Below are 24792 nucleotides of genomic sequence, written 5' to 3'. Positions count from 1 at the left end.
CCTCTGATGTGACCGGTTTGGCCCGACAGGTGTCAGGCCGATCTCCCTTTCCGGTCGTGATGGTGGCCCCGCAGGGGTGCCTGGTTTGCCCCGGTTAGGGCGGTCGCGGCAGTTTCAGAGGTCAATTCAGCCATCACTTCGGCCGCCACGAAGGCGGCGATGACGCTGGGCCGCTTGTCGCGGCTACCGCTAGCCCCGATGGGGCATTTCAAATGTTCGATGGACTGTCCGTCACAGTGTTTCTGCGCCCAGTTCCTGAGCTTTATCCGCTTTGTGGCGGAACCGATCATCCCCACATAAGCGGCGTCATTTCGTTCCAGCGCGGCGGTCGTCAGCAGAAAATCCAGCCCGTGATCATGGGTCAGAACGACAAAGGCGCTGCCTGCGGGCGCGCGCCAGATTTCGGCTTCGGGAATCGCGCTGACCCGGGTTTCGACATCTGCGGCGCAAAGCGCGATCTCTTCGGGTCTGGTATCGACGAGGATGCAGCGCACCGGCAGATGCTGAAACTGATTGGCGAGGGCACGCCCCACGTGGCCCGCCCCCATGACATAGACATGAGGCAAAGCATCTTCGTTCCGGGCCGCGCGTTCCGTCGCGGCCCATTTGTCGGACGCACGCATACGGGACAGGTTCAGTTCGACCCGTCCGCCGCAGCATTGCCCGATCTCGGGGCCAAGTGGCACGTCCAGATCCTGATGCAACGCACCGTCACGCAGCATGTCCCGCGCGGCGTTGATGGCGAGGAATTCCAACTGTCCACCGCCAATGGTTCCCCACAACGATCCGGGTGCCACGAACATCTCTGTTCCCTCATTGCGCGGCGAAGACCCGCGGACACGCGTCAACGCAACGCGGATAACGCAATGCTGCGCGGACAGAAATTCGTTCAGGGAACCCGGGGCAACCATGGCTCAGGGCCCGGCTTGCAGCCGCGCGACCGCCATCAGGACACGTTCGGGCGTGGCTGGTGCGTCGAGGCGCGGGCATTCCCGGTAATCCGCGACCGAGGCCACGGCCATCGACAGGGCCTCGAACACCGAAATTCCCAGCATGAACGGCGGCTCGCCAACAGCCTTGGAGCGTTTGATGGTCAGTTCCCGGTTTTCCGACCAATCGGCTAGGTTCACATTGAAGATGCGCGGGCGGTCTGACGCGAGTGGGATTTTGTATGTTGATGGGGCATGGGTACGCAGGCGGCCGGTATCGTCCCACCAAAGCTCTTCAGTGGTCAGCCATCCCATGCCCTGAATAAAGGCGCCTTCGACCTGACCTTTGTCCAACATTGGGTTCAACGAACGCCCGACGTCATGCAGAACATCCGTGCGATCCACGCGGTATTCACCGGTCAGTGTGTCAATCGTGACTTCTGAACAGGACGCGCCATAGGCGAAGTAATAGAACGGGCGGCCTTGCCCCTTGGCTCGGTCCCAGTGGATTTTTGGTGTCTTGTAGAACCCTGCCGCCGAAAGCTGTACGCGCGCCAGATAGGCCTGTTTGATGAATGCATCGAAGGCCAGAACGTCTTGGCCGATATGAACCTGATTGGCGTGGAAGGTCACTTCCTCTGGCGAGACGCTCCAGGTCTCGGCTGCGAACTTCACCAGACGTTCCTTGATCTGATCGACCGCGTTCAAGGCCGCCATGCCATTCAGGTCGGTCCCGCTGGACGCAGCAGTGGCCGAGGTGTTGGGAACTTTTTCAGTCGTCGTCTTGGTGATCTTGATCCGGTTGAAATCGACCTGGAAGGCCTCGGCCACGACCTGAGCAACCTTGGTATTCAGGCCCTGGCCCATTTCAGTGCCACCGTGGTTCAGGTGGATCGACCCGTCATTGTAGACATGCACCAGCGCGCCGGCCTGATTGTACCAGGTCGCGGTGAAGGAAATGCCGAACTTGACCGGCGTCAGCGCAATGCCTTTTTTCAGGATCGGTGATGTCTTGTTGAACGCGATGATGTCCTGTCGGCGCTGGCGGTATTCCGAGGTCTCTTCCAGCTCTCCGACCAGCCGGTCGAGAATGCTGTCTTCGACTTCCTGGTGGTACGGGGTCACGTTGCGGTCCGTGGTGCCGTAGAAATTCGCCTTGCGCACATCCAACGGGTCCTGCCCCGTGGCATAGGCGATCTCTTCGATCATCCGCTCTGCCGCGATCACGCCCTGCGGGCCGCCGAACCCGCGAAACGCGGTATTCGACACGGTGTTGGTTTTCATCGGATGGCTGTTCAGGCGCACATTCGGATAGAAATAAGCGTTGTCGGCGTGAAATAGCGCCCGGTCGGTGACAGGGCCCGACAGGTCTGCCGAAAAGCCACAGCGCGCGGCAAAGCTGCCTTCCACCGCCTGAATGCGGCCTTCATCGTCAAAAGCGACATCATAGTCGATCACGAAGTCATGGCGTTTGCCGGTTGCGGTCATGTCCTGATCCCGGTCGGGGCGGATTTTGACGGCGCGGTTCCATTTTTTTGCAGCCATGGCCGCGACTGCGCAGAACAGGTTCATCTGGCTTTCCTTGCCGCCAAACCCCCCACCCATGCGACGGACGTTGACCACGACGGCATTGGACGGCACCCCAAGGACATGCGCCACCATGTGCTGCGCCTCGGACGGGTGCTGGGTCGAGCAATGCACCACCACATCGTCGTCTTCGCCCGGAATCGCAAAGGCGATGTGACCTTCAAGGTACATGTGATCCTGACCGCCAACGCTCATGCGGCCTTTGATCCGGTTGGGCGCGGCCGCCTGCGCTGGTGCGACGTCTCCGCGCTCCAGCTTGAGGGGCGCTGTGACATGCGGGTATCCTGCTTTCTGCGCGGTAATCGGATCCAGCGCATGGGGCAGGGTTTCATAGTCGATCTTTGCCCGTTCCGCAGCGCGGCGCGCGATGTCACGGGTCTCGGCGATCACGGCAAACAACGGCTGGCCGTGGAATTGAATGGCGTCGGTCGGGAAAACAGCTTCATCGTTCAGGTGGGTCGGGCTGATATCATTGGCGCCAGGCACGTCATCAGCGGTCAGCACGCCGACCACGCCGGGCATTGCCAGAACGTCGCTGAAATCGATACCCAGAAGCTTGGCGTGTGCGACGTCTGACACGCCGAGATACGCGTGCAGCGCGCCTTCCGGTAACGCAATGTCGTCGGTGTAGTCGGCCTGCCCGGTGACGTGCTTGACCGCGCTGTCGTGGTTTACGTTGGTATGGGCCGATCCAATGATGGAAACGTTGTCTTTCATGTTGTCGTCTCCTGATCAGGCACAAGCCAGTTGAACGGGGGTGTCGGTTTCGCGGTCGTTTTCAAGGAAGAACCGGCGCAGCAGGTTTTGGGCGGTCAGCATCCGATAGTCCGACGATGCGCGCCAATCTGTGAGAGGCGAGAAGTCTTCGGCCAGCGCTTCAGCAGCGGCTTCGAAACTTTCGCGTGCCCATGGCTGACCGTTCAGCGCCGCCTCGGCCGTCGATGCGCGCTTTGGCGTGGCGGCCATGCCGCCGAACGCGATGCGCACATTGCTGATGATCCCGTCTGTGACGCTCATGTGCAGCCCGGCGGCCACGGAGGAGATATCCTCGTCACGGCGCTTGGAAATCTTGTAGGCCGCGTCCAGATCATTGGGTCCGGGCAGGGGCACGCGGATGCTTTCGACGAATTCGTCTGGCCGGCGGTCCTGCTTGCCATAATCGATGAAGAAGTCAGCCAGAGGCAGCGTTCGGCTTTCGGAACCGCGCCGCAGAGTGATTTCCGCGCCAAGCGCAATAAGAACCGGTGGCGTGTCCCCGATGGGAGAGCCATTGGCGATATTACCGCCGACGGTTCCCATATTCCGCACCTGCCACCCTGCGATGCGATCCCAGTAGGAGGACAGGTGTGGCAGGTGTTCAGACAGGAGGTCCTGGCAATCGGTGTAGCTGGCGCCGGCACCGATCAGGAGGAGAGACCCCTGTCTTTCGACTGTTTTCAGGTCTTCGAGATGACCGGTGAAGATGGCGGGGCCAATGTCGCGCAGGAACTTGGTAACCCAAAGGCCAACATCGGTGGCCCCCGCCACGATCGTTGCGTTTGGATAAGCTTGCAGGCATTCGGCAAGATCATCGACGCTGGACGGGAGAATGCTCAGGTTGTTGTCGGGTCCGGACACCACGCGCCGCCCGTCCTTCAGGGCCGCCAGGCGCGCGGTCATGGTTTCGCGTTCGGTGTTCAGATGATCAGATGCCGGGGTGCCGTAGCGGCTGACGGCAATGGCCGCTCGGATGATCGGCTCATACCCTGTGCAGCGGCACAGGTTGCCCTGCAATGCGGTTTCAACCTGTACTTCGGTCGGTTCCGGAGTTTGCATCCAAAGCACATAGAGAGCCATGACGAAGCCGGGTGTGCAGAACCCGCACTGGCTGCCATGGTGATCGACCATGGCTTGCTGAACCGGGTGCAGCCGGCCTTGAGGCCCGGACAAATGTTCAACCGTCACGACATGACAGCCGTCGACAGAGGCAAGAAACCGGATACAGGCATTGACCGGAGCATAGCGCAGGCCCGTGCGCCCAAGCCGTCCGACAAGCACGGTGCACGCGCCGCAATCGCCTTCGGCGCAGCCTTCCTTCGTTCCTGTCAGTCGACGTTCCAGGCGCAGGAAATCAAGAAGTGTCTGGCTTGCCGACACGTCTGGGACGGAGACATCCTTGCCATTGAGGACAAATTGGATGTGGGTGCGATGCGTCATGGAATTCTCCCTCTGCCCTGCCTTCCGGAGGGTGGTCAGTGGAACCATAGGTGTAAAGATTGAGTCAGAAAATCGCCGCAAACGGCAAATACTTTCAACAGATCGTTGAAAAAGTTGAGACCATACCGCATTCTTTCGCTACCGGGAGGATCCATGTCTTACATCGAAAGTCTGCGTGTTTTTGTCCGAGTGATGGAGCTGGGCAGCATCACCTCTGGTGGGCGTGATCTTCGGCTGACCCCGGCGGTGGCCAGCAAACGGTTGAAAGAGCTTGAAAACCATCTGGGTGTACGGCTGTTCAACCGAACCACCCGGTCGATGACACCAACCGAAGTGGGGACGGTCTTCTATGATGAAGCCAAGGCGGTCCTGCTGGCGCTTGATCACGCCGAAGCGCGTGTCGCCAGCTTTTCCGACGCGCCTCGGGGGGCGATCCGCATCACCGCGCCTTTGGGTGTCGGGCGCAGAATCGTTGCGCCGCTGGTGCCGGAGTTTTCTGATCGCTACCCGGAAACAGAGATTCGCATGCGTCTGTCCGATCGCAAGGTGGACATTCTGGCCGACGGTCTGGATATCGCCTTTTTCATTGGTGAACCCGGCGATTCAACAATGAAACTGCGGAAGTTCGCGGATTGTGATCGTGTTCTGTGCGCCTCACCTGATTACCTGTCGCGGTTTGGGACGCCCAAAACACCGGATGATTTGTTGCACATGCCCCATAACTGCCTGTTGCTGCGCTATCCAAGGTCTCCGGAATACTACTGGACGCTCCGCACTGACATGGGGCCGCGAAAGCTTGAAGTTGGCGGCAAATACGACGCGGATGATGGTGATGTGCTGACGGACTGGGCCTTGGCTGGTCGTGGGATCGTCAACAAGCCGCGCTTTGACGTGCGGGAGTTTCTCGAGGATGGACGACTGGTCGAGGTCCTACCCGAGACGCCTCCGTTGCCAACGATTTTCGGGTGTCTTTATCCGCACAAAAAGCTGCAAGACCCCAAGGTGCGCCTGTTTGTCGAACACGTCGCGCAGCACAGCAAACGCTTTTTCGCATAAAGAAAAACCGGGCATCACGACCCGGTTAACTATCTTCGTTTTGCGCGCAGGCGTCTATTGGTCTCTGACTTCACGCACCCATGCGATGATGGTTTGGCGTGCTTCTTCATCCATTTGCACTGCTGATGGTGGTGGCATAGCGTGGCTGATGCCGGCTTGCAGATAGATCTGGTCGGCGTTGCGGGCGACATCGCCGGGTGTCTCAAGATAAACCTTTTTCGGGGCCCATTTCATGGTGCCGTACACCGGCTCGCGGGCGTGGCACATCGAGCAATTGCCCAGGACCGTGTCATAGGCGTCTTCGAAGCCTGCGGCTGAGGCATATTTCTGCTCGTATGGCGTCAGGTCGCGCGCTTCGGCGTCCTCCCATGTCTCGGTGTTTCTCACCGAAGACAACCAGGCGATCACGACCATTAGCAGAACCGTCACGCCCCATGTCCAGTGCGGGCCTTTCCCGGTTGCATGCATCGTGTTGAAGTAGTGGCGGATGGTGACACCGGTCAGAAAGATCAGGCTGGCGATGATCCAGGAATACTGGGTGCCGAAAGCAAGCGGATAGTGGTTCGACAACATCAGGAACACGACCGGCAAAGTCAGATAGTTGTTATGCGTGGATCGTACCTTGGCGATCTTGCCGTATTTGGCATCAGGCGTCCGACCGGCCTTGAGGTCTTCGACCACGATCCGTTGGTTCGGCATGATCTGGAAGAACACGTTGGCCGTCATGATCGTCGCAGTGAAGGCGCCGAGATGCAAAAGCGCGGCACGACCGGTGAAGATCTGGTTGTAACCCCAGGACATGATCACGAGGATCACGAACAACAGCAGCATCAGAACGGTCGGGTGATCGCTCAGCTTAGATTTGCACATCTGGTCGTAGAGCAACCAACCGATGGTCAGCGATCCGCCGGAAATCAGAATCCCCTGCCACAGCGCCAGGTCCACTTTGGTCGGATCAAGCAGGAACAATTCGCCCCCGACCCAGTATATGATCATGAGCAACGCCGCGCCCGACAGCCAGGTCGTATAACTTTGCCATTTGTGCCAGGTCAGGTGCTCGGGCATGCGCGAGGGTGCAACCAGATACTTGACGGTGTGGTAGAAACCGCCTCCGTGTACTTCCCATTCTTCGCCGTAGGCCCCGTCCGGCAAGGCAGGGTTTGGCTTTAACATGAGATCCAGCGCGATAAAGTAGAATGACGCCCCAATCCACGCCATCGCGGTGATCACATGCAGCCAGCGGACGGAAAAGGCAATCCACTCCCACATTACGGCCAAGTCATACATGGCTTTGCTCCTAAGATTCTTTGCTTCCGGTTACTCTATGCGAGTGTGTTTTGTTCTGGTATTGCTGGTAAAGACCAAGCAGTATCAAAAAATGCAAAAAAATGTCCTACCTTGATAACATCAGAACCTTTGTCCGGGTCTACGAACTGGGCAGCATGTCTGCTGCGGGCCGTGATCTGAGGGTTTCGCCAGCTGTTACGTCGGCGCGTATATCGCAATTGGAAGAGCATCTTGGCGTGCGCTTGTTCCAACGCACGACACGCAGCCTGACGCCTACCGAGCAGGGAAAGTCTTTCTATCGTGGTGCGGCAGAGATCCTTGAAGCAGTCGAAAGTGCCGAAGCTCAGATCGTCAATCTTACCGAGAACCTGAAAGGGTCACTCTATGTCGCTGCACCCTTGGGGGTTGGGCGTCGGTTGATAGCGCCGCAGGTCCCGAAGTTTCTTGCCGAGTACCCCGAGGTGAACGTCAGGCTGAGGCTGACGGACCGAAAGGTTGATCTGACAACCGAAGGTCTGGACCTGGCCTTTTTTCTTGGTCAGCCAGAGGACAGCAACCTGCGTATACGCAAGATCGCGGATGTCGAAAGAGTGCTTTGTGCATCTCCGACATACATCAAAAAACGTGGGATGCCCGAAAGCGGCGACGCGTTGATCGCTGATGAGCACGAATGTCTCAATTTGCGGTTCCCGGGCGCGACCGAGTTTCAATGGCTTTTGAGGACCGATACGGGGCCAAAACGGTTCCGGGTTTCCGGGCGCTACGAGTCAGACGATGGTGACGTGCTGACAGACTGGGCCCTTGGCGGACATGGCATCGCGTTGAAACCTATTTTTGAGATCGCTCAGCATCTCAAGGCCGGAACTCTGGTTCCGGTGGCAGAAAAGACGCCGCCAGAACCGATTCAGATGGCATGTCTGTTTACGCACCGCCGCATGCAGGACCCCAAAACGCGGCTTTTCATGGAATTCATAATCGAACGCATCGGGTCGTCGATTGCGGCGGCGAATACCGCCCGATAGGTCGCTCAGCTGCCGCGATAGGTCGAGTACCCGAAGGGCGAAAGCAGCAGAGGCACGTGGTAATGCGAATGCTCGGACATTCCAAAGCGGATCGGGATGACGTTCAGAAAGCGTGGGTTTTCAGGTGGTGTGCCGGAGGCATCAAGGTAATCTCCGGCGTGGAAGATCAGTTCGTAGTCGCCTGTTGAAAACTCTGCTTCGGGCAGAATTTGTTCGTTGGTCCGGCCGTCGTCATTGGTGACCAGAGTTTTCAGCAACTGGCGGTTTGCACCTTCAATGCGGAACAGTTCGATCTTCAATCCTTCGGCGGGACACCCCCGCGCCGTATCCAGAACATGTGTTGTAAGGTAACCGGTCATTTGCGCTACTCCTCAAGTTATACAGTTACTAGTCTGTTTTCGCATCCAGGGGCAAAGGCAGTCTGTGGGAAGCTGCTTTCTGCATTTTTTGAAAAACATCTTTGATTATCTGGGGTATTGATCAATTCAAGAAGAAGGAAACCGATGTGAAGCCTTATCCACGAGACATGACCGGTTACGGTGGGCAAGTTCCCAAAGCAAACTGGCCGAACGACGCCAAAATCGCAATTCAGATCGTGCTAAATTACGAAGAGGGCGGTGAAAACAACGTTCTGCACGGCGATGCCGCATCCGAAGCGTTTCTGTCCGAGATCACCGGAGCCGCCCCTTGGCCGGGGCAACGGCACTGGAACATGGAATCGATCTATGAATACGGCAGCCGCGCGGGGTTCTGGCGCGTGCATCATCTTCTGCAAGATCTGCCTGTTACAGTCTATGGCGTTGCAACCGCCTTGGCCCGTGCACCTGCACAGGTCGCGGCGATGAAGCATGCCGGATGGGAGATCGCCAGCCACGGTTTGAAGTGGATTGAACACAAGGACATGGGCGCAGAAGAAGAGCGCGCCCAGATCCGCGAAGCAATCCGCCTGCACACAGAGGTTACGGGTCAGCCGCCACGGGGTTGGTATACGGGCCGCTGTTCGATGAATACGGTCGAACTGGCCGCCAAGGAAGGCGACTTTGCCTATATCGCCGACAGTTATGCCGACGATCTGCCATACTGGACCAAGGCAGGAGGCAAGGATCAGCTGATCATGCCCTATACACTTGATTGCAACGATATGCGCTTTGCAATCCAGGCTGGGTTCACCAATGGGGAACAATTTGAAAGCTATCTGAAAGACAGCTTTGACATGCTCTATGCCGAGGGTGAGGCGGGCGCGCCCAAGATGCTCTCGATCGGGCTGCACTGCCGTCTGATCGGTCGCCCGGGTCGTGCGATGGCGCTGAAACGCGCCCTTGATTACTTCAGGAAACACGACGGTGTCTGGTTCGCAACGCGCGAGCAGATTGCCGATCACTGGGCCAGGGAACACCCGCCGGTGCAAGGTCTGACCCCGTCCGAAATGGATCGACCAACCTTTGTGTCGGAATTCGGTGGCGTGTTCGAGCACAGCCCGTGGATTGCCGAAGGTGCGTATGAACTGGAACTGGGCCCGACGCATGACAATGCCGCTGGCGTCCACAACGCGCTGGCGCGTGTATTCCGTTCCGCCTCGCCCAAGCAGCGCCTCGGCGTTCTGACAGCCCACCCGGACCTGGCGGGCAAGCTGGCCGCCGCCGGCCGCCTGACCAAGGAAAGCACTGCGGAACAGGCCGGTGCGGGTCTGGACATGCTGACCGATGAAGAACGCGCAACGTTCACGGCGTTGAACGAAGCCTACACGACCAAATTTGGCTTTCCTTTCATCATTGCCGTCAAAGACAACACCAAGGCCAGCATTCTGGAAGCCTTTCGCCGTCGCATCGACAATGACCGCGACAGCGAATTCGCCGAAGCCTGCCGTCAGGTTGAGCGTATTGCCGAATTGCGCCTGATCGAGAAGTTCGCACAATGACGGCTGCCTTGAAGCTCCGCCCCTTGACGCCAGAGGCATTTGCACCTTTCGGCGATGTCATCGAGGCGACGGGCCAGGTGGACAAGCTTATCAATCAGGGTAAATGCGCGCGCTATCACGACCGGGCCGTGTTGGATTTCCACGATGGGCGCGCGGGTATCAGCGTGTTTCAGTCCGAAGCCTTCAGTCTGCCGATCAAATTGGAAATGGTTGAACGCCATCCTGATGGCAGCCAGGCCTTTTTGCCTTTGTCGGACAAACCATTTGTCGTGGTTGTGGCCCCGGATGAGAACGGCACGCCGGGACAGCCCATCGCCTTCAAAACAGCGCCCGGACAGGGTGTGAATTACCATCGCAACACCTGGCATGGCGTTCTGACCCCGCTTCATGCGCCCGGGCTTTTTGCGGTGGTCGACCGAATTGGAGCCGGGCCCAACCTCGAAGAGCATTGGTTCGAGGAGGCTTTTGAGATCACAGAATGAGGCGCGTTGCCGGAAGAGGAGCCGGCTGCGAACCTCAAGGGAGGAAAAACAAAATGTCAGATGCATCCATCGGAACGCCGGAGCAACTCCGCGATCCGAATTACACTCCGCCGCTGTTAAAGGCGGTGCCGCTGGGAATTCAGCATGTGCTGGCGATGTTCGTGTCCAACGTCACGCCAGCCATTATCGTTTGCGGCGCGGCTGGTTTCGGCTTTGGCTCGAACAGCCCCGATTTCCCGCAGATGATCTATATGATCCAGATGTCGATGTTCTTTGCGGGCGTCGCCACGTTGTTTCAGTCTATTGGTGTGGGGCCTGTTGGTGCCCGGTTGCCCATCGTGCAGGGAACATCGTTTGCCTTCATCCCGATCATGATTCCGCTGGTGGTTGGAAAGGGCGTTGACGCCATTGCCGTCCTGATGGGCGGTGTTGTTGTCGGTGGCTTGTTCCACGCATTCCTCGGGTTGTTCATAGGGCGCATTCGCTTTGCTCTTCCGCCGCTGGTTACGGGCCTTGTGGTAACCATGATCGGCCTGGCCCTTGTCAAAGTCGGCATTCAATATGCCGCCGGCGGTGTGCCTGCCATAGGTACCGAGGAATATGGCTCGGGTCTGAACTGGTTCATGGCGGGAACCGTTATCGTGGTCACGCTTGGCCTGAAATTCTTTGCACGGGGCATGCTGTCCGTGTCGGCTGTTCTGATCGGTCTGCTGGTCGGATACGCCGTGGCCTTTCTGCTTGGCCAGGTGAACTTAGGCAATGTCGGCAACGCGACATCCTTCGCGCTGCCGAACCCCCTGCATTTTGGCCTTGAATTCTCGGTCGCGGCCATCATCGGTTTCTGTGCAATGTCCTTTGTTTCCGCTGTTGAAACCGTTGGGGACGTATCCGGTATCACCAAAGGCGGCGCTGGCCGCGAAGCCACCGACAGGGAAATACAGGGCGCGACATTTGCCGATGGTCTTGGTACTGCGATCTCTGGCCTGTTTGGAGCCTTGCCGAACACGTCATTCAGCCAGAATGTCGGGTTGATTGCCATGACCGGAGTCATGAGCCGCATGGTCGTGACCATCGGCGCGGTTTTCCTGATCGTTTGCGGGCTTATTCCCAAGATCGGGGCGATAATCTCGTCCATTCCGATTGAGGTTCTTGGCGGCGGCGTGATCGTGATGTTCGGCATGGTTGTTGCGGCAGGGGTCTCGATGCTGTCGGACGTGAACTGGAACCGGCGCAACATGGTGATCTTTGCAATCGCCCTGAGTCTTGGGCTGGGTTTGCAGCTGGAACCCAACGCGTTGCAATACTTGCCCGGCACGTTGAAGGTTCTGGCGACATCAGGAATCCTGCCTGCCGCCGTCATCGCCATCGTATTGAATCTGGTGCTTCCCGAAGAACTTTCGGACGAAGCGACGGAAGAGGTCTCGGGCGGCATGGCCGGTCATGGCCTTGGCTCCATCGAGCAAGATGACCACGTCTGATGCGTTCGACCTGATAGACTGATCGTCTTGGGAAAAACGAAAGCGGCGTGCCTTGGCGCGCCGCTTTTCATTGTTCGGTCACCATTCAAATGGAGATCTGCTGTCAAAAGCTCTCCGCCCAAAAGAACCACCGACGACAACGCCCAGGGGTGTTGCCGTCTGTTTTCAGAAATCGACCTCGATCGCGACCCCGTTCCGAACGGCGAGGTCAACCACGGACGCGGCGACCGCAAGATCTTGCAGGCCCACCCCCGTGCCATCGAACAGCGTGATCTGGTTGTCCGATATCCGGCCCGGATCGGTGCCGTTGATGACCGCGCCAAGCTGCGCCACATCGCCTTCTTGGATCAGGCCTTCGGCCACCGCGTGCTGCGCTTCGCCGATGCTGACGGATTGCGCGACTTCGTCCGTGAACACGCTCGCCTTGGCCAGAAGGGACGCTTCAACTTCCTGTTTACCTTTTGTGTCCGTGCCCATGCAGGCGATATGAGTTCCGGGGCTGACATGGTTCGCCATCAGCGAGGGCGCAAAGGCCGACGTGATCGAAATAATCACATCCGCCTCAGTCATTTCGTCAAGCTCGACCGCCTGGAACGGAACGCCGGCTTCATTGGCGACTTTTTCGATATTCGGCAGCATTTCCGGGTGATAGTTCCAGCCTATGACCTTTTCAAAATCGCGTTGCTCCAATGCCGCGCGAAGCTGAAAAGCTGCCTGGTGGCCAGCGCCTATCATGCCTATGACCCTGGCGTCGCTACGTGCGAGATGCTTTATCGATACCGAAGATGCTGCCGCCGTTCGAAGGGCCGTCAGAAGGTTGCCGCCGACCATCGCAGATGGTTTGCCAGTGTCGGGGTCGAAAAGAAAAACGGTGGACTGGTGGTTGATCAGCCCGCGTTTTTCCAGATTGTTTGGCCAATAGCCGCCCGCCTTCAGGCCAAGCGTCAGGCCGGCGCGGTCAAATCCGCCCTTGAACCCATAAAGTGCATCTTCATGCCCGATGGCTTCACGCACGACAGGGAAGTTGTAGGCGTCACCGGACGCCATTGCAGCAAAGACCTGTTCGACCGCGTCAAAAGCCGCTTGTCGGGTCATAAGGTCAGCGATCTCACGCTCGGGTACGATCAGCATTTCATTCTCCAATCAAACATTCGTGCGCCCGCGTGCCACCGCCGGAAGGAGAGCATACACGCGGGCGGCTGTCTGGCTGCTTCCGAGCCAGCCCTCCCAAACAGAGCAAGTTCAGATCAATAAGCGCGTCCGCGGGCGGATACGGGCCAGACGGTCTCGACCTTGCCGTTGCGAACACCGACATACCAATCGTGTACATTTGCGGTTGGGTCGCAGTGTCCCGGAACCAGCCTGAGCTTGTCGTTGACCTTCAGCACACCTTTCGTATCCATGACGACGCCGTGTTCGTCCGAACACTTGATGTATTCGACATCGTCGCGGCCAAAGACTACCGGCAGGCCGCTGTCCACCGACTGCGCCTTGAGGCCCGCATCGACAATCGCCTTGTCCGCCTTGGCGTGGCTCATGACGCTGGTCAGGATGAAGAAGGCGTTTTCCCACTCGCCCTGATCGATCCGGTTGCCGTCCTTGTCCAGGATCCGGCCGTAATCGGCATCCATGAAGGCGTAGGACCCGCATTGCAGTTCGTTGTACACGCCCGAGTTGGACTCGAAGTAGTATGAACCGGTGCCACCGCCCGAGACCAATTCGCACTCGATGCCTTCGGCTTTGAGGCCCTCGACGGCGTCTTTTACCATGGCGATGGCGGTGTCGAGCTTTTCCTTGCGCGCTTCATAGCTGTCGAGGTGCTGCATTGCGCCCTGATAGGCCTGTATGCCGGTGAATTTCAGGTTGTCAGCCGCTTTGACCGCTTTGGCAATCTCGATCACTTCCGGGGTCGTTGTCACGCCGCAACGGCCAGCGCCGCAGTCGATCTCGATGAAGACTTCCAGCTGTGTCCCATGATCCACTGCCGCGCCGGAAAGATCCGCGACATTGTCCAGATCGTCAACGCAAACGATGATGCGGCTGCCCAGCTTTGGCAGGCTGGCAAGACGGTCGATCTTGGCGGGGTCGCGCACCTGGTTCGACACCAGAACGTCCTTGATACCGCCGCGCACGAACACTTCGGCCTCTGAAACTTTCTGGCAGCAAACGCCAGCGGCGCCTCCGATTTTCTCCTGCAACTTGGCCACGTCTACAGATTTGTGCATCTTTCCATGCACGCGGTGGCGCATACCGTGCGCCTTGGCATAGTCGCCCATCTTCTTGATGTTGCGTTCAAGCGCGTCGAGATCGAGCACAAGAGAGGGGGTCTGGATATCTGCTTCATCCATTCCGGGCTTGGCCGGAATGTCAAAGCCTACTTCGAAATTGTCGAGATTGGTCATATCTTTCATTTCCGTATTCCTATGTCGGGATTGATGTTACGCGTTCAGCCAGGGCAGCCTGTCCAGATCGACATTACCCCCGGTTATGATCACGCCGACCCGCTTGCCTTTGAAAGCGTCCGGGTTTTTCAGGATCGTAGCCAGCGGAACGGCCGAAGATGGTTCCATCACGATCCGAAGGTGTTTCCACGTCAGTTTCATCGCATCGATGATCTCTTGCTCGGAAGCCGTGTAGATCGCGGAGACATGGTTCGACACGAAATGCCAGGTCAGCTCCTTCAGCGGAACCAGCAGCCCGTCGGCAATCGTCTTGGGTGCGTCATCCGCTATGATGTGGCCGGCCTTGAAGCTGCGATAGGCATCGTCGGCCTGTTCCGGTTCCGCCGCGATGATCGCGGTTTCCGGGGCGAGCGTCGACAGGGTCAGACAGGTGCCGGACACCATGCCGCCGCCGCCGATGGGGGCGACCACCGCGTCCAGACCGTCGGTCTGCTCGATGAACTCGCGCGAGCAGGTGCCTTGTCCGGCTATCACGCGCGGATCATTGTAGGGGTGGACAAAATCCCCGCCCGTGGAGGCCTGAACCTCGGCAAAGGTCGCTTCGCGCGACGAGGTGGAGGGCTCACATTCCGTGATCTTCCCACCATAGCGACGCACCGTGTCTTTCTTGGCCTGCGGCGCTGTGCGCGGCATGACGACGTTGCACGGTATGCCCCGCTTCATCGCCGCATAGGACAGGCACGAGGCGTGGTTGCCCGAAGAATGGGTTGCAACGCCTTTCCTGGCCTGTTCGTCGTCAAGGCCAAACACGGCGTTTGCTGCCCCGCGCACCTTGAAGGCACCCGGTTCCTGAAAGTTCTCACATTTGAAGAACAGCTGTGCACCGCTCAGCTCGTTCAGATAGTCTGATGTGCGGACCGGGGTGCGGCGGATAAAGGGCTCGATCCGATCATGTGCCGCCAGCATGTCCTCGTAGGTCGGGATGTACATGTTGAAGTCCTTCATCATGCGGCGTCCTTCTGAACTGCACCGGGATGACCGCGATAGTATTCCTGCGCAGCCGCCACCCCCGAGCCCAGATGGATGTTCAGGCCCAGGTCGACCATGCACATTTCAGCGGTGGCAATCCCGGACAGGGCCATGACATCCGTCAGGCTTCCCAGATGTCCGATGCGGAATACCTTGCCCGCGACTTCGCCAAGGCCGACACCGAAGGCAACGCCGTATTTTTCGGCCGCGTGTGTGACAATGTCGGTGGCGTTGAAATCGTTTGGCGTGCGGATCGCGCTGACGGTGTCAGAATATACCGACGGGTTCGCTGCGCAAAGCTCCAGCCCCCACGCGCCCACCGCGGCACGTACTCCTTCGGCAATACGGTGATGCCGGGCAAAGACGTTTTCCAAACCTTCACTCAGCAACATATCACAGGCCTGGTTGAGGCCATTCATCAAGCCAACAGCAGGGGTATAAGGATAGGCGTTGTTGGCATAACCCTTCGCCATGTCGTGCACGTCAAAGAAGGTGCGGGGCAGGGTGCCTGTGCTGGTCGCACCCATTGCCCGCTGGCTGAACCCGACGATGGCAAGGCCCGCAGGCAACATGAACCCTTTCTGCGAGCCCGTGACGGCCACATCAACACCCCATTCGTCAAAACGGAAATCCATGGACCCGATCGATGAAACACCATCGACGAACAGCATGGCAGGGTGACGGGCGGCATTCAGCGCCTTGCGTATAGCGGCAATATCCGATTTCACACCGGTTGCCGTCTCGTTGTGCGTGGCAAGAACAGCCTTGATTTCGTAGCTTGTGTCGGCGGTCAGAATCTCTTCGAAACGATCGGCTGGCAGCCCGTCGCCCCAAGGGGTTTCGACGATCTCGACATTCAGACCGTGACGCTGGCACATATCGATCCAGCGATGGCTGAACATACCGTTGCGCGCCGCCAGAACCTTGTCACCAGCCGACAGGGTGTTGGTCAGCGCGGTCTCCCAGCCTCCTGTTCCGGTCGACGGAAAGATGAAGACTTCGGCGCTGTTGCTTTTCAGGACTTTCTGAACACCCGCGCGCGCGGGGTGCAGGATTTGCCCGAACAGCGGCGAGCGATGGTCGATGGTGGGCATGTCGCAAGCCTTGCGCAGGCTTTCCGGGATGTTGGTCGGGCCCGGGATGAAAACGGGGTTTTGAAAGCTCATGGATGGTCTCCTTCCGTCGTTGACCACACAATAAGCGTCCCTCGCTCAGCCCGATACATTTTTGAAAATGCTTTTCAAAATTCGGTAATTTGGATTTAATTTATAATTGTCAGTGCCTTAAATTTTTCATATGATGAATTAGGCTTTCACGAATGATCAAAGGGTTTTTATGGATTCTCAAGACAATACTCGCGAAGTCCGCAGAAGAGCCCGTGGAAGACCACGGGGATGGGACGACAAGACAGCGCAAAACACGATCAAATCTCTCGACCGTGCGATGGAAGTTTTTGAGTATCTGAGTGAAGCGCAGGGCAAGGCGTTGACCGCGCTGTCCGACGAAATGGGCCAGTCGCCCGCCACAGTTTACCGAATTCTCGTTACACTAGAGGGCAGGGGCCTTGTCGAGTTTGATCATGACGAGCAGGTCTGGCACATCGGTCCTCGTGCGTTCGTGATCGGCTCGCGCTTCCTGCGTCGCACCAGCCTTGTGGACCGGGCCCGACCCGTGATGCGCAAGCTGATGGAGGCCACCGGCGAGACCGCAAACCTGGGGGTCGAGAAAGAAGGAATGGTATTGTTCCTGAGCCAGGTGGAAACCCATGCCAGCATCCGGGCGTTTTTCCCTCCGGGCACGCTGTCTCCGATGCACGCATCGGGCATCGGGAAAGCTCTGCTGGCATATATGGATGAAGATCGGCTGGACCGGCTGTTGGCCAAGACGGAACTGCGGGCCTTCACGGACCGGTCGATTACCAGCCCGACCGCGCTGAAAGAAGATCTTGCCATGGTCAGGGCACAGGGCTTCTCGATAGACAATGAAGAAAAGAATGCGGGAATGCGCTGTATCGCTGCGCCGGTTTTCGATACCAACCGAGAGGCGGTTGCCGGGATTTCAGTATCCGGACCGACAAGCCGCGTCAGCGAAGCCGAAATCGTGCGCCTAAGCCGCCCCGTCATCGAGGCGGCGCATCAGTTAACTCTGGCCATCGGCGGGACTATTTCTGCGCCGCTGTCCTGAGGCGCCGGTGCTGCGGATAAGCCGCTGGCCCCGGCCGCAATGCCATATGTCGGTTCACGTCTTTGTACAGCAGGTAACGGAACTTACCCGGCCCGCCTGCATAGCAGGCCTGCGGGCAGAATGCGCGCAACCACATGTAATCGCCGGCCTCGACCTCTACCCAATCATTGTTCAGCCTGTAGACGGCCTTTCCCTCAAGAACATACAGACCATGTTCCATCACATGTGTTTCAAGGAAAGGAATGACGGCGCCGGGCTCGAAAGTCACCACGGTCACGTGCATATCGTGCCGCAAGTCACTTGGGTCGACAAAGCGCGTCGTGGCCCATTTTCCGTCGGTTCCGGGCATCGGCGTCGGCGTGATCTCATTTTCGTTGAGAACCAGAACGTCCGGGCGGTCAAGCCCTTCCACCGCTTCATAAGCCTTTCGAATCCAATGGAAGCGCAGGGTCTCACCGCCTCGGTTTCGTAAGGTCCAATTGCATTCAGCGGGCAGGTAGGCATAGCCGCCGGGCGTCAGCTCATAGGTTGTGCCGTCGGCCGTCAAGGTCGCTGTGCCTTCGACCACGAACAAAACGCCTTCGGCTTCGGGATCGGTCTCGGGCTGGTCAGAGCCACCGCCGGGCTGAACTTCCATGATGTATTGCGAAAAGGTTTCGGCAAAGCCGCTGAGCGGGCGTGATATCACCCATAAGCGGGTGTCGTCCCAAAACGGCAGAAAACTGGTCACGATATCCCGCATCGTTCCCTTTGGGATCACTGCATACGCGTCAGTAAATACGGCGCGGTCAGTCAGCAATTGCTCCTGACCAGGATGCCCACCGTGTGGCGAATAATACTTGGCGGTCATGCATGCTCCTGAAAAATGTCATATGCCTGAAATATGCGCCGAAGGATCGGTGCGGACCACCCGCAAAAAGGTGACAGCTCTATTCGCGAAGATTTGAAAAATCAGAATTTGGCCGTCAGAAAACGCACGCAGCGTTGTCATCGCTCGCGCTGCGCAGCCAGTCGGATCAACGACGTTTGGGTCAGGGTTGCACCGGTCTGACCCGGGACAGATCCGGGGCAATCCGTATCATCTGCGACAGGTCTGGTTTCAGTCCTTTGCTTTTCCCGGAAATCATCCCGAGCGGAACGCTTGTTGCTGCGGCGAGTGCATCCTGAAAGGGGATTTCCGCTTGTTCCGTCAGAACCCGCACCGCGTTTGTCAGGCACAAATCGGCCCCGGCCAGAGTGCCATCCTCTAACGTCAGCCTGCCGTTTTCCCGCCGGATGCGGCGTCCTTCCAACTGAAATTCCGTCAGTGACGTGCCGGCGACCGCCATCGCATCGCTGACAAGGAAAATCCGCCCTGGTCCGCGCTTGGCAGCCCAGGCAATCCGCATCGTATCGGGATGAACGTGGATACCATCCGCGATCAAACCCGCCGATAGCGATCCGCAGGATAGCGCCGCGCCGACCAGTCCCGGTTCACGGCTGCCAAGCTGGCTCATCGCATTGAACAAATGCGTTGCGCACTGCGCCCCGGCCTTTGAGAATGCGAGGCAGGTCTCAAAAGGCGCGTCCGTATGCCCCAGAGAAACAATCACCCCCGCGCGCTTCAGTGCTTCAACCTGTTGCAGGGTTGAGCTTTCGGGGGCCAGCGTGACCATCAAAGCAGGCAGGTGTTTTGCAGCGTCGATCAGAATTTCCAGATTGGTTTGCTGCATCGGGCGGATGAAGGCGGCATCATGTGCGCCCTTGCGCCGCTCAGACAGGTGCGGACCTTCCAGATGCAGGCCCGCAATACCGGAAACACCCGTCTGAACGGCCTTGATGGCGGCATCAATCGCGGCCCGGGTTTTCTCGGCCGTGTCCGTGATCAGGGTTGGCAGGATGCGAGTGGCACCCAGCGCGCGATGAGCACGGGCGATTTGGGTCAGCGTGTGAACCGATGGATCATCGTTGAACATCACGCCCCCGCCGCCGTTCACCTGCAAATCAGCATAGCCGGGGCTGAGGATGTCGCCATGCAGGTCCTCGATCTGGTCGTCCTGCGCGATCTGATCCAAGGGGACCAACGCATCCAGCACACCGTTTCTGAACCGTGCGGCATATCCGTCACGCAATTCAGTGCCATCGAAGATCGGGCCGCCGGCAAAGGTGATGGTAGAACTGGTCATACCGTTTCCGTCACTTTTTTCAGATGGCGTGGTGTGTCCGGGTTGATCCCGCGTTGTGTGGCCACCTTCTCCACCATTCCATAAAACGACGCAATTGTCGGTATCGGGTCCGTCATCCAATGGGACGTCCGGACATGCGGCAGTTCTGTCGCGTGTTTCACGCGGCCGGTTGTGGCGAAAACCACAGCGCCTTTGGACGCCAGTGCGTCTGCAACTTCGGCCAGATTGTCCTCTGCTGCATCCCCGGACGACAAAGCAAGCACGGGAAAGCCCTGATCCACGATGGAAACCGGGCCGTGCAGAACCTCGGCCGCCGAATAGCTTTCTGCGTGGATCTGGCAGGTTTCCTTGAATTTCAACGCGGCTTCGTTGGAAATGGCCAAAGACAGGCCGCGCCCCAAAGTAAACAAAGAGCGACCATCAACCGCGTCTGCCACGGCGCTCCAGTCGCAGGCGATTGCGGTCGACAAGCTTTCGGGCAGACCATGGATTGCGCGTAGCAGGTGATCATCGCGCTTCACCTGCGCAATCAGCCACAACCCGGCGACCAGAGACGTCACGAATGTCTTTGTCGCCGCCACGCTCAGTTCGGGGCCCGCGTGAATGGGCAGTGTTGCCGCAGCCGCCTCGGCCAGGGCAGAGGCAGGGTTGTTCGTGATCGCAACCGAGTAAGCTCCGCCGGATGTGAGCGACTGCGTGAGTTGCACGATATCGGGGCTCTGACCGGATTGTGAGACAGAGATGCAGATGGCATCCTCGCAGCGCATGTCGACACCGTAGATGGATTTTACCGACGGTCCGACCGAAGCCATCGGCAAACCAAGCAGCAGTTCCGAGGCGTATTTCAAGAAGCTGCATGCATGATCCGAGGATCCGCGCGCCACCGAGATCAGGAATTGCGGGTCACGGGCCCGGATCTCGGTGGCGGTTTGCGCGATCAATTCCGCGCCCTCGGTCAGAAGGCGGTCGACGGCGTCGGGAATCTCGTCGATCTCGCGCCGCATTTGAGTGGTTGTATCAGACATTTTCCCAGGCTTTCAATTTGACAGGCGCAGCTCAGCCACGAAGTCATAGGCATCACCGCGGTAGATCGAGCGGGTCAATTCAGCGACCCGCCCGCTTTGCAGATACGAGGTGCGTTGAATCCGAAGCCCGGCCGTACCTTCCGCAACATCCAGAAGCTCTGCCTCGGGTGGTTCGAGATTGATGGCCGAGATTTTCTGGATCGCGCGCACCGGTCGCAGGCCAGATTGTTCAAGAACAGAGTAAAGCGACCCCGTCACTTCGGTGGGGTTCGGCAGGATATCCAGCGGAAGGGCCGCTTTTTCCAACGCCATCGGGCGTCCTCCTGCCTCTCGCAGGCGGTAGATACGTGCGACCTGTTCATTTGCCGACAAGCCCAATGCCATCATTTCTTCCGGAGATGGCAGGAAAACCCCCCGTTCCAGCCATGTCGAGGTCGTCTTGAGCCCGCGCCGCTCCATGTCTTCAGTGAAAGACGTCAGATGGGACAGCGACTGTTCAACCTTCGCCACGGGTTCGCGAACAAAAGACCCAGACCCCTGCCGTTGTTCGATTGCACCTTTGCGCACCAATTCATGAATGGCCTTGCGCACAGTCACACGCGACAGGTCGGTGATCTCGGCGATTTCTCTTTCAGGGGGCAGCGAACTGTTGGGGGGCAGGATACCGTCCTTGATCCCTTGTTCGAGGCGCTGACGGAGCTGTACATAGCGCGGGCCCGAGCTTTGCCCCAACCATCCTTCGGGCCGCAGGAAATCAGCTATGTTCATGTTCGATTTCCTCCAGATAGGCCTGTGCCAATGCAAGTGCGCCGGACAGTGGATCGCCCGCAGGCTGGACCAGAGCGGATTGCATGTCCGCAGGCAGGTATGGCGCATAAAGAGGGCCGATGCCCCCGGTCAGACAAACGGGCAGGTCAACGTTCCAGCCCATTTTCTTCATCTCGTCGATCAGATAGTCCGCACCGTCCCGAAGGATGGATCTGGCCAAGTCGTCCCCGCGATTGGAAAGCTCGGTCACAAGCGGGGCAAGGGCGCCAAAGTCAGATGGCGTCATGTCAGCGGCGGCCCGTACAATTCCTGCGGCATCGCCGAATCGAGACAGCAGATCCTGCGCCAATGCTGAAGGGCCGGTCATACCATCCGTGTGTTCCAGCGTCTTGGCCAGCGCCCGTTTGCCAACCCATTGCGCGGAAGCCTGATCGCCCAGAACAGGGCCCCATCCGCCGGCAAACTTCATCGTGCCAACCCTTTGCATTGCGACAAAAGAACCGGTGCCGCAATGTGCGACAAACCCGTCATTGCCCCCCAATGCGCCGCGCAAAGCTGCTGCGCGATCATCTTCGATCCGGACGTGCCGAAATGGCAATGCCGCCGCAAGCTTCCGGGCAATCGCATCACCTGTTATCCCGGCCAGGCCCAGATAGGCGGGCGCTTGCGCAAGCTCCTCGGGCGAACGGCCCGTCTGAACAGCCAGAGCTTCCAGGCCGTGCCGCAGTTCGATGCAGGCGGCCTCGAAATCCGTGGACACGTTTGCCGCACCGACTTCGACCCGGTGTGTTTCGCCATCAACAAAAGCGGCGACGCGGCAGCGCGTTCCACCCCCGTCGGCGGCCAGAAACATGGGTTTTGATGACTTTACCATATAAAGACCTTTATAATACCTTTCATGCGTTTTGAAGTCCTAATTGTGACCAAAGCGGCGAATATTATGCTATAATGGCCAAAATTATGAGAAAAAATAAATGGTAGACTAATGGTATTTAAAAGGTATGATATCGAGAGTTCTTGGGGGAGAATCACTTGATTACGCCGGCGACAGAACAATTGCATCAGGATGCGCATGGGCTTGATACCCGTCCGCTGGCAGAGGTGGCCGGCTTGCTGGCGCGGTCGCAGGTATCAGCGGCGACGGCAGTGCTTGATGCGCTTGGCCCGATTTGCAGCGGGGCGACGGCCATGGCCCAAACGATCCGGTCGGGCGGCACACTTCGGTATCTTGCGGCGGGGTCTTCCGGCCTCATGGCGGCCTCGGACGCGCTGGAGCTTGGCGGAACCTTTTCCATTCCGTCGCAGCAGATCCGCATTCACATGGCGGGTGGAATGCCGACCAAAGCAGACATGCCAGGGGATGTGGAAGACGCTGTTGATGGGCTGGCGCAAGAGGTGTCGGATATGGTTGCCAATGATACGCTCATTGCGGTCTCGGCCAGCGGCACCACGCCATATACCGTTGCCGCCGCAAAACTGGCGCGCGACAGGGGGACGCCCGTGATCGGGATTGCAAACAACGCGGGCTCGCAATTGTTGCAACTGGCGGACCACGCCGTTCTGCTTGCGACCCCTCCGGAGTTGATCTCGGGCTCCACCCGGATGGGGGCCGGCACTGCGCAGAAAATAGCCCTCAATACGTTGTCGACGCTGATGGCCATCGAGCTTGGGCATATTCAGGACGGCATGATGATCAATCTGCGCGCGGACAATGACAAATTACGCGCGCGCGCCAACGGAATCGTTTGCCAGCTAACCGGCGTATCACCTGAACGTGCCGATGATGCCCTGAGGGCCGCGGATGGGAACCTGAAATGCGCGGCACTTGTCGCCGCAGGTGCCATATCGGCAGAGGATGCACAAAAGCGACTGGCTGAAACGAATGGCCGTCTGCGTCATGCGATGAACCGGCTGAATGAAGAAAACGAACATAGCAACCTGGGAGAAACCAAATGAAACGCAAAGTTCTGAGCCTGGCTCTGTTGAGCACGGCGCTGGTCACAAGTGCCTATGCGCAAGATGCTACGCTGACAATCGAAAGCTGGCGCAACGATGACCTCGCTCTCTGGCAGGAAAAGATCATCCCTGCATTCGAGGCGGCTAATCCAGGTATCAAAGTTGTTTTCTCGCCTTCAGCCCCGGCGGAGTACAATGCGGTTCTGAACTCGAAGCTGGAAGCCGGATCCGCCGGTGATCTGATCACCTGCCGCCCGTTTGATGCTTCTCTGGCGCTTTACGAAGCGGGCCATCTGACCGACCTGTCCGATCTGGATGCGATGAACAACTTCTCGGACGTTGCCAAATCCGCGTGGCAGACAGACGACGGGTCGGCCAGCTTTTGTGTTCCGATGGCATCGGTGATCCACGGTTTCATCTACAACAAGGATGCGTTCAACGAATTGGGTCTGGAGGTTCCGACCACCGAGGCGGAATTCTTTGAAGTGTTGGACAAGATCAAGGAAGACGGCACCTATATACCGATGGCGATGGGCACCAATGACCAGTGGGAAGCCGCAACGATGGGTTACAACAACATCGGCCCGAACTACTGGAAAGGTGAAGAAGGCCGCCTGGCTCTGATCAAAGGCGAACAGAAACTGACCGACCCTCAGTGGGTCGCGCCCTTTGCCACTTTGGCGAAATGGGCCGATTATCTGGGTGACGGATACGAGGCGCAGACCTATCCCGACAGCCAGAACCTGTTCACATTGGGCCGCGCTGCAATTTACCCGGCGGGCAGCTGGGAGATTGCAGGTTTCAACACGCAGGCTGATTTTGAGATGGGCGCCTTCAAGCCGCCGGTCCAGAATGCCGGTGACACCTGCTATATCTCGGACCATACCGATATCGGCATTGGCCTGAACGCCGCCAGCGAAAACCAGGAGGCTGCCCGTACGTTCCTGGCCTGGGTTGCAAGCCCGGAATTCGCCAGCATCTTCGGCAATGCGGTTCCCGGTTTCTTCCCTCTTTCCAACACTCCGGTTGAATTGGAAGATCCCCTTGCCAAGGAAATCGTCGGGTGGCGGGATGAGTGCGAGAGCACCATCCGTTCGACCTATCAGATCCTGTCACGCGGCACACCCAATCTTGAAAACGAGACCTGGGGTGCATCCGTTGCAGCCATCAAGGGCACCGAAAGCCCCGAGGCTTTGGGCAAGAAACTGCAAGATGGTTTGGCCAGCTGGTACGCACCGCATCAGTAACACCTGAACCACTCACTCCGGGTGCGGCCCATCGCGCCGCGCCCGGCACTTTTCCCCGGAG

General features: G+C 58.4%; 22 protein-coding genes. 8 read left to right on the top strand and 14 right to left on the bottom strand.

Annotated elements, in window-relative coordinates; genetic code table 11:
• Window positions 1-32 precede the first annotated feature (32 nt).
• Genes xdhC through xdhA form a run of 3 tightly spaced genes read right to left on the bottom strand, consistent with a single transcriptional unit; the run spans window position 33 to window position 4712 of the window.
• Entirely contained in the window at window positions 33-911 is an 879-nt protein-coding gene (gene xdhC, locus AC2FFD_RS06225; protein WP_496872506.1) for a xanthine dehydrogenase accessory protein XdhC, read from the bottom strand.
• A 3-nt stretch (window positions 912-914) separates the two neighbouring features.
• Window positions 915-3233 (bottom strand): xanthine dehydrogenase molybdopterin binding subunit, encoded by a 2319-nt coding sequence (gene xdhB / locus AC2FFD_RS06220; protein ID WP_496872505.1) that lies wholly within the window; start codon window positions 3231-3233, stop codon window positions 915-917.
• 15 nt (window positions 3234-3248) lie between these two features.
• Window positions 3249-4712 carry a xanthine dehydrogenase small subunit gene (gene xdhA, locus AC2FFD_RS06215; protein WP_496872503.1) on the bottom strand — a complete coding sequence of 488 codons (1464 nt, stop codon included), beginning with the start codon at window positions 4710-4712 and terminating at the stop codon, window positions 3249-3251.
• 153 nt (window positions 4713-4865) lie between these two features.
• Between xdhA and AC2FFD_RS06210 the strand changes: the two genes are divergently transcribed.
• On the top strand, window positions 4866-5768 hold the full coding sequence (locus tag AC2FFD_RS06210; RefSeq protein ID WP_257601100.1) for a LysR family transcriptional regulator: 903 nt from the start codon (window positions 4866-4868) through the stop codon (window positions 5766-5768).
• A 54-nt stretch (window positions 5769-5822) separates the two neighbouring features.
• Here the strand turns inward: AC2FFD_RS06210 and AC2FFD_RS06205 are convergent, their stop codons facing one another.
• A complete protein-coding gene (locus AC2FFD_RS06205) occupies window positions 5823-7055 on the bottom strand; it encodes a urate hydroxylase PuuD (RefSeq protein WP_170345214.1) in 1233 nt (410 codons plus the stop codon).
• A 101-nt stretch (window positions 7056-7156) separates the two neighbouring features.
• On the opposite strand from AC2FFD_RS06205, the gene AC2FFD_RS06200 reads away from it, so the two are divergent.
• On the top strand, window positions 7157-8077 hold the full coding sequence (locus tag AC2FFD_RS06200; protein WP_170345215.1) for a LysR family transcriptional regulator: 921 nt from the start codon (window positions 7157-7159) through the stop codon (window positions 8075-8077).
• A gap of 5 nt (window positions 8078-8082) precedes the next feature.
• Here AC2FFD_RS06200 and uraH read toward each other — a convergent pair whose 3' ends face one another.
• Complete coding sequence (gene uraH, locus AC2FFD_RS06195; RefSeq protein ID WP_170345216.1) at window positions 8083-8436, bottom strand: hydroxyisourate hydrolase; 354 nt, start codon at window positions 8434-8436, stop codon at window positions 8083-8085.
• Between the two features lie 146 nt (window positions 8437-8582).
• Here uraH and puuE point away from each other — a divergent pair, with 146 nt between their 5' ends.
• The 3 genes from puuE to AC2FFD_RS06180 are packed head-to-tail and all read left to right on the top strand — an operon-like array spanning window position 8583 to window position 11955.
• Complete coding sequence (puuE, locus tag AC2FFD_RS06190; RefSeq protein ID WP_368040348.1) at window positions 8583-9995, top strand: allantoinase PuuE; 1413 nt, start codon at window positions 8583-8585, stop codon at window positions 9993-9995.
• A complete protein-coding gene (locus AC2FFD_RS06185) occupies window positions 9992-10477 on the top strand; it encodes an ureidoglycolate lyase (RefSeq protein ID WP_496872502.1) in 486 nt (161 codons plus the stop codon). Before puuE ends, AC2FFD_RS06185 begins: the two co-directional genes overlap by 4 nt.
• Before the next feature lie 53 nt (window positions 10478-10530).
• On the top strand, window positions 10531-11955 hold the full coding sequence (locus tag AC2FFD_RS06180; RefSeq protein ID WP_496872501.1) for a uracil-xanthine permease family protein: 1425 nt from the start codon (window positions 10531-10533) through the stop codon (window positions 11953-11955).
• Window positions 11956-12120: 165 nt separating this feature from the next.
• Here the strand turns inward: AC2FFD_RS06180 and bhcD are convergent, their stop codons facing one another.
• The 4 genes from bhcD to bhcA form a co-directional block, all read right to left on the bottom strand.
• Window positions 12121-13086 carry an iminosuccinate reductase BhcD gene (bhcD, locus tag AC2FFD_RS06175; RefSeq protein ID WP_496872499.1) on the bottom strand — a complete coding sequence of 322 codons (966 nt, stop codon included), beginning with the start codon at window positions 13084-13086 and terminating at the stop codon, window positions 12121-12123.
• 116 nt (window positions 13087-13202) lie between these two features.
• The gene (bhcC, locus tag AC2FFD_RS06170) at window positions 13203-14366 is read right to left on the bottom strand and encodes a 3-hydroxy-D-aspartate aldolase BhcC (protein ID WP_496872497.1); all 1164 of its coding nucleotides are present in this window, start codon (window positions 14364-14366) and stop codon (window positions 13203-13205) included.
• 27 nt (window positions 14367-14393) lie between these two features.
• Window positions 14394-15362, bottom strand: coding sequence for a beta-hydroxyaspartate dehydratase BhcB (gene bhcB / locus AC2FFD_RS06165; protein ID WP_496872747.1), 969 nt, complete (start codon window positions 15360-15362; stop codon window positions 14394-14396).
• Window positions 15362-16552, bottom strand: coding sequence for an L-aspartate--glyoxylate aminotransferase BhcA (gene bhcA / locus AC2FFD_RS06160; RefSeq protein ID WP_496872495.1), 1191 nt, complete (start codon window positions 16550-16552; stop codon window positions 15362-15364). The genes bhcB and bhcA overlap by 1 nt, the downstream gene beginning before the upstream one ends.
• Before the next feature lie 169 nt (window positions 16553-16721).
• Between bhcA and bhcR the strand changes: the two genes are divergently transcribed.
• Window positions 16722-17570 carry an HTH-type transcriptional regulator BhcR gene (gene bhcR / locus AC2FFD_RS06155; RefSeq protein ID WP_496872494.1) on the top strand — a complete coding sequence of 283 codons (849 nt, stop codon included), beginning with the start codon at window positions 16722-16724 and terminating at the stop codon, window positions 17568-17570.
• Here bhcR and AC2FFD_RS06150 read toward each other — a convergent pair.
• The 5 genes from AC2FFD_RS06150 to AC2FFD_RS06130 form a co-directional block, all read right to left on the bottom strand.
• Entirely contained in the window at window positions 17548-18420 is an 873-nt protein-coding gene (locus tag AC2FFD_RS06150) for a bifunctional allantoicase/(S)-ureidoglycine aminohydrolase (protein ID WP_425079249.1), read from the bottom strand. The genes bhcR and AC2FFD_RS06150 overlap by 23 nt on opposite strands.
• 181 nt (window positions 18421-18601) lie before the next feature.
• A complete protein-coding gene (nagA, locus tag AC2FFD_RS06145) occupies window positions 18602-19735 on the bottom strand; it encodes an N-acetylglucosamine-6-phosphate deacetylase (protein WP_496872492.1) in 1134 nt (377 codons plus the stop codon).
• Window positions 19732-20760, bottom strand: a complete 1029-nt coding sequence (locus AC2FFD_RS06140) for an SIS domain-containing protein (protein WP_496872491.1) — start codon at window positions 20758-20760, stop codon at window positions 19732-19734. The genes nagA and AC2FFD_RS06140 overlap by 4 nt, the downstream gene beginning before the upstream one ends.
• 12 nt (window positions 20761-20772) lie before the next feature.
• Entirely contained in the window at window positions 20773-21528 is a 756-nt protein-coding gene (locus AC2FFD_RS06135; RefSeq protein WP_170345226.1) for a GntR family transcriptional regulator, read from the bottom strand.
• Complete coding sequence (locus AC2FFD_RS06130; RefSeq protein ID WP_496872488.1) at window positions 21515-22402, bottom strand: glucosamine kinase nucleotide-binding domain-containing protein; 888 nt, start codon at window positions 22400-22402, stop codon at window positions 21515-21517. The genes AC2FFD_RS06135 and AC2FFD_RS06130 overlap by 14 nt, the downstream gene beginning before the upstream one ends.
• Window positions 22403-22560: 158 nt before the next feature.
• On the opposite strand from AC2FFD_RS06130, the gene AC2FFD_RS06125 reads away from it, so the two are divergent.
• Both AC2FFD_RS06125 and AC2FFD_RS06120 read left to right on the top strand, forming a co-directional pair.
• On the top strand, window positions 22561-23484 hold the full coding sequence (locus AC2FFD_RS06125) for an N-acetylmuramic acid 6-phosphate etherase (protein ID WP_496872487.1): 924 nt from the start codon (window positions 22561-22563) through the stop codon (window positions 23482-23484).
• Entirely contained in the window at window positions 23481-24731 is a 1251-nt protein-coding gene (locus AC2FFD_RS06120; RefSeq protein WP_257601085.1) for an ABC transporter substrate-binding protein, read from the top strand. The genes AC2FFD_RS06125 and AC2FFD_RS06120 overlap by 4 nt, the downstream gene beginning before the upstream one ends.
• The last annotated feature ends 61 nt before the right edge of the window (window positions 24732-24792 follow it).

The sequence above is a fragment of the Ruegeria sp. YTSC002 genome (genome assembly GCF_059609845.1).
This window is presented reverse-complemented; position numbering and strand designations above follow the sequence as displayed.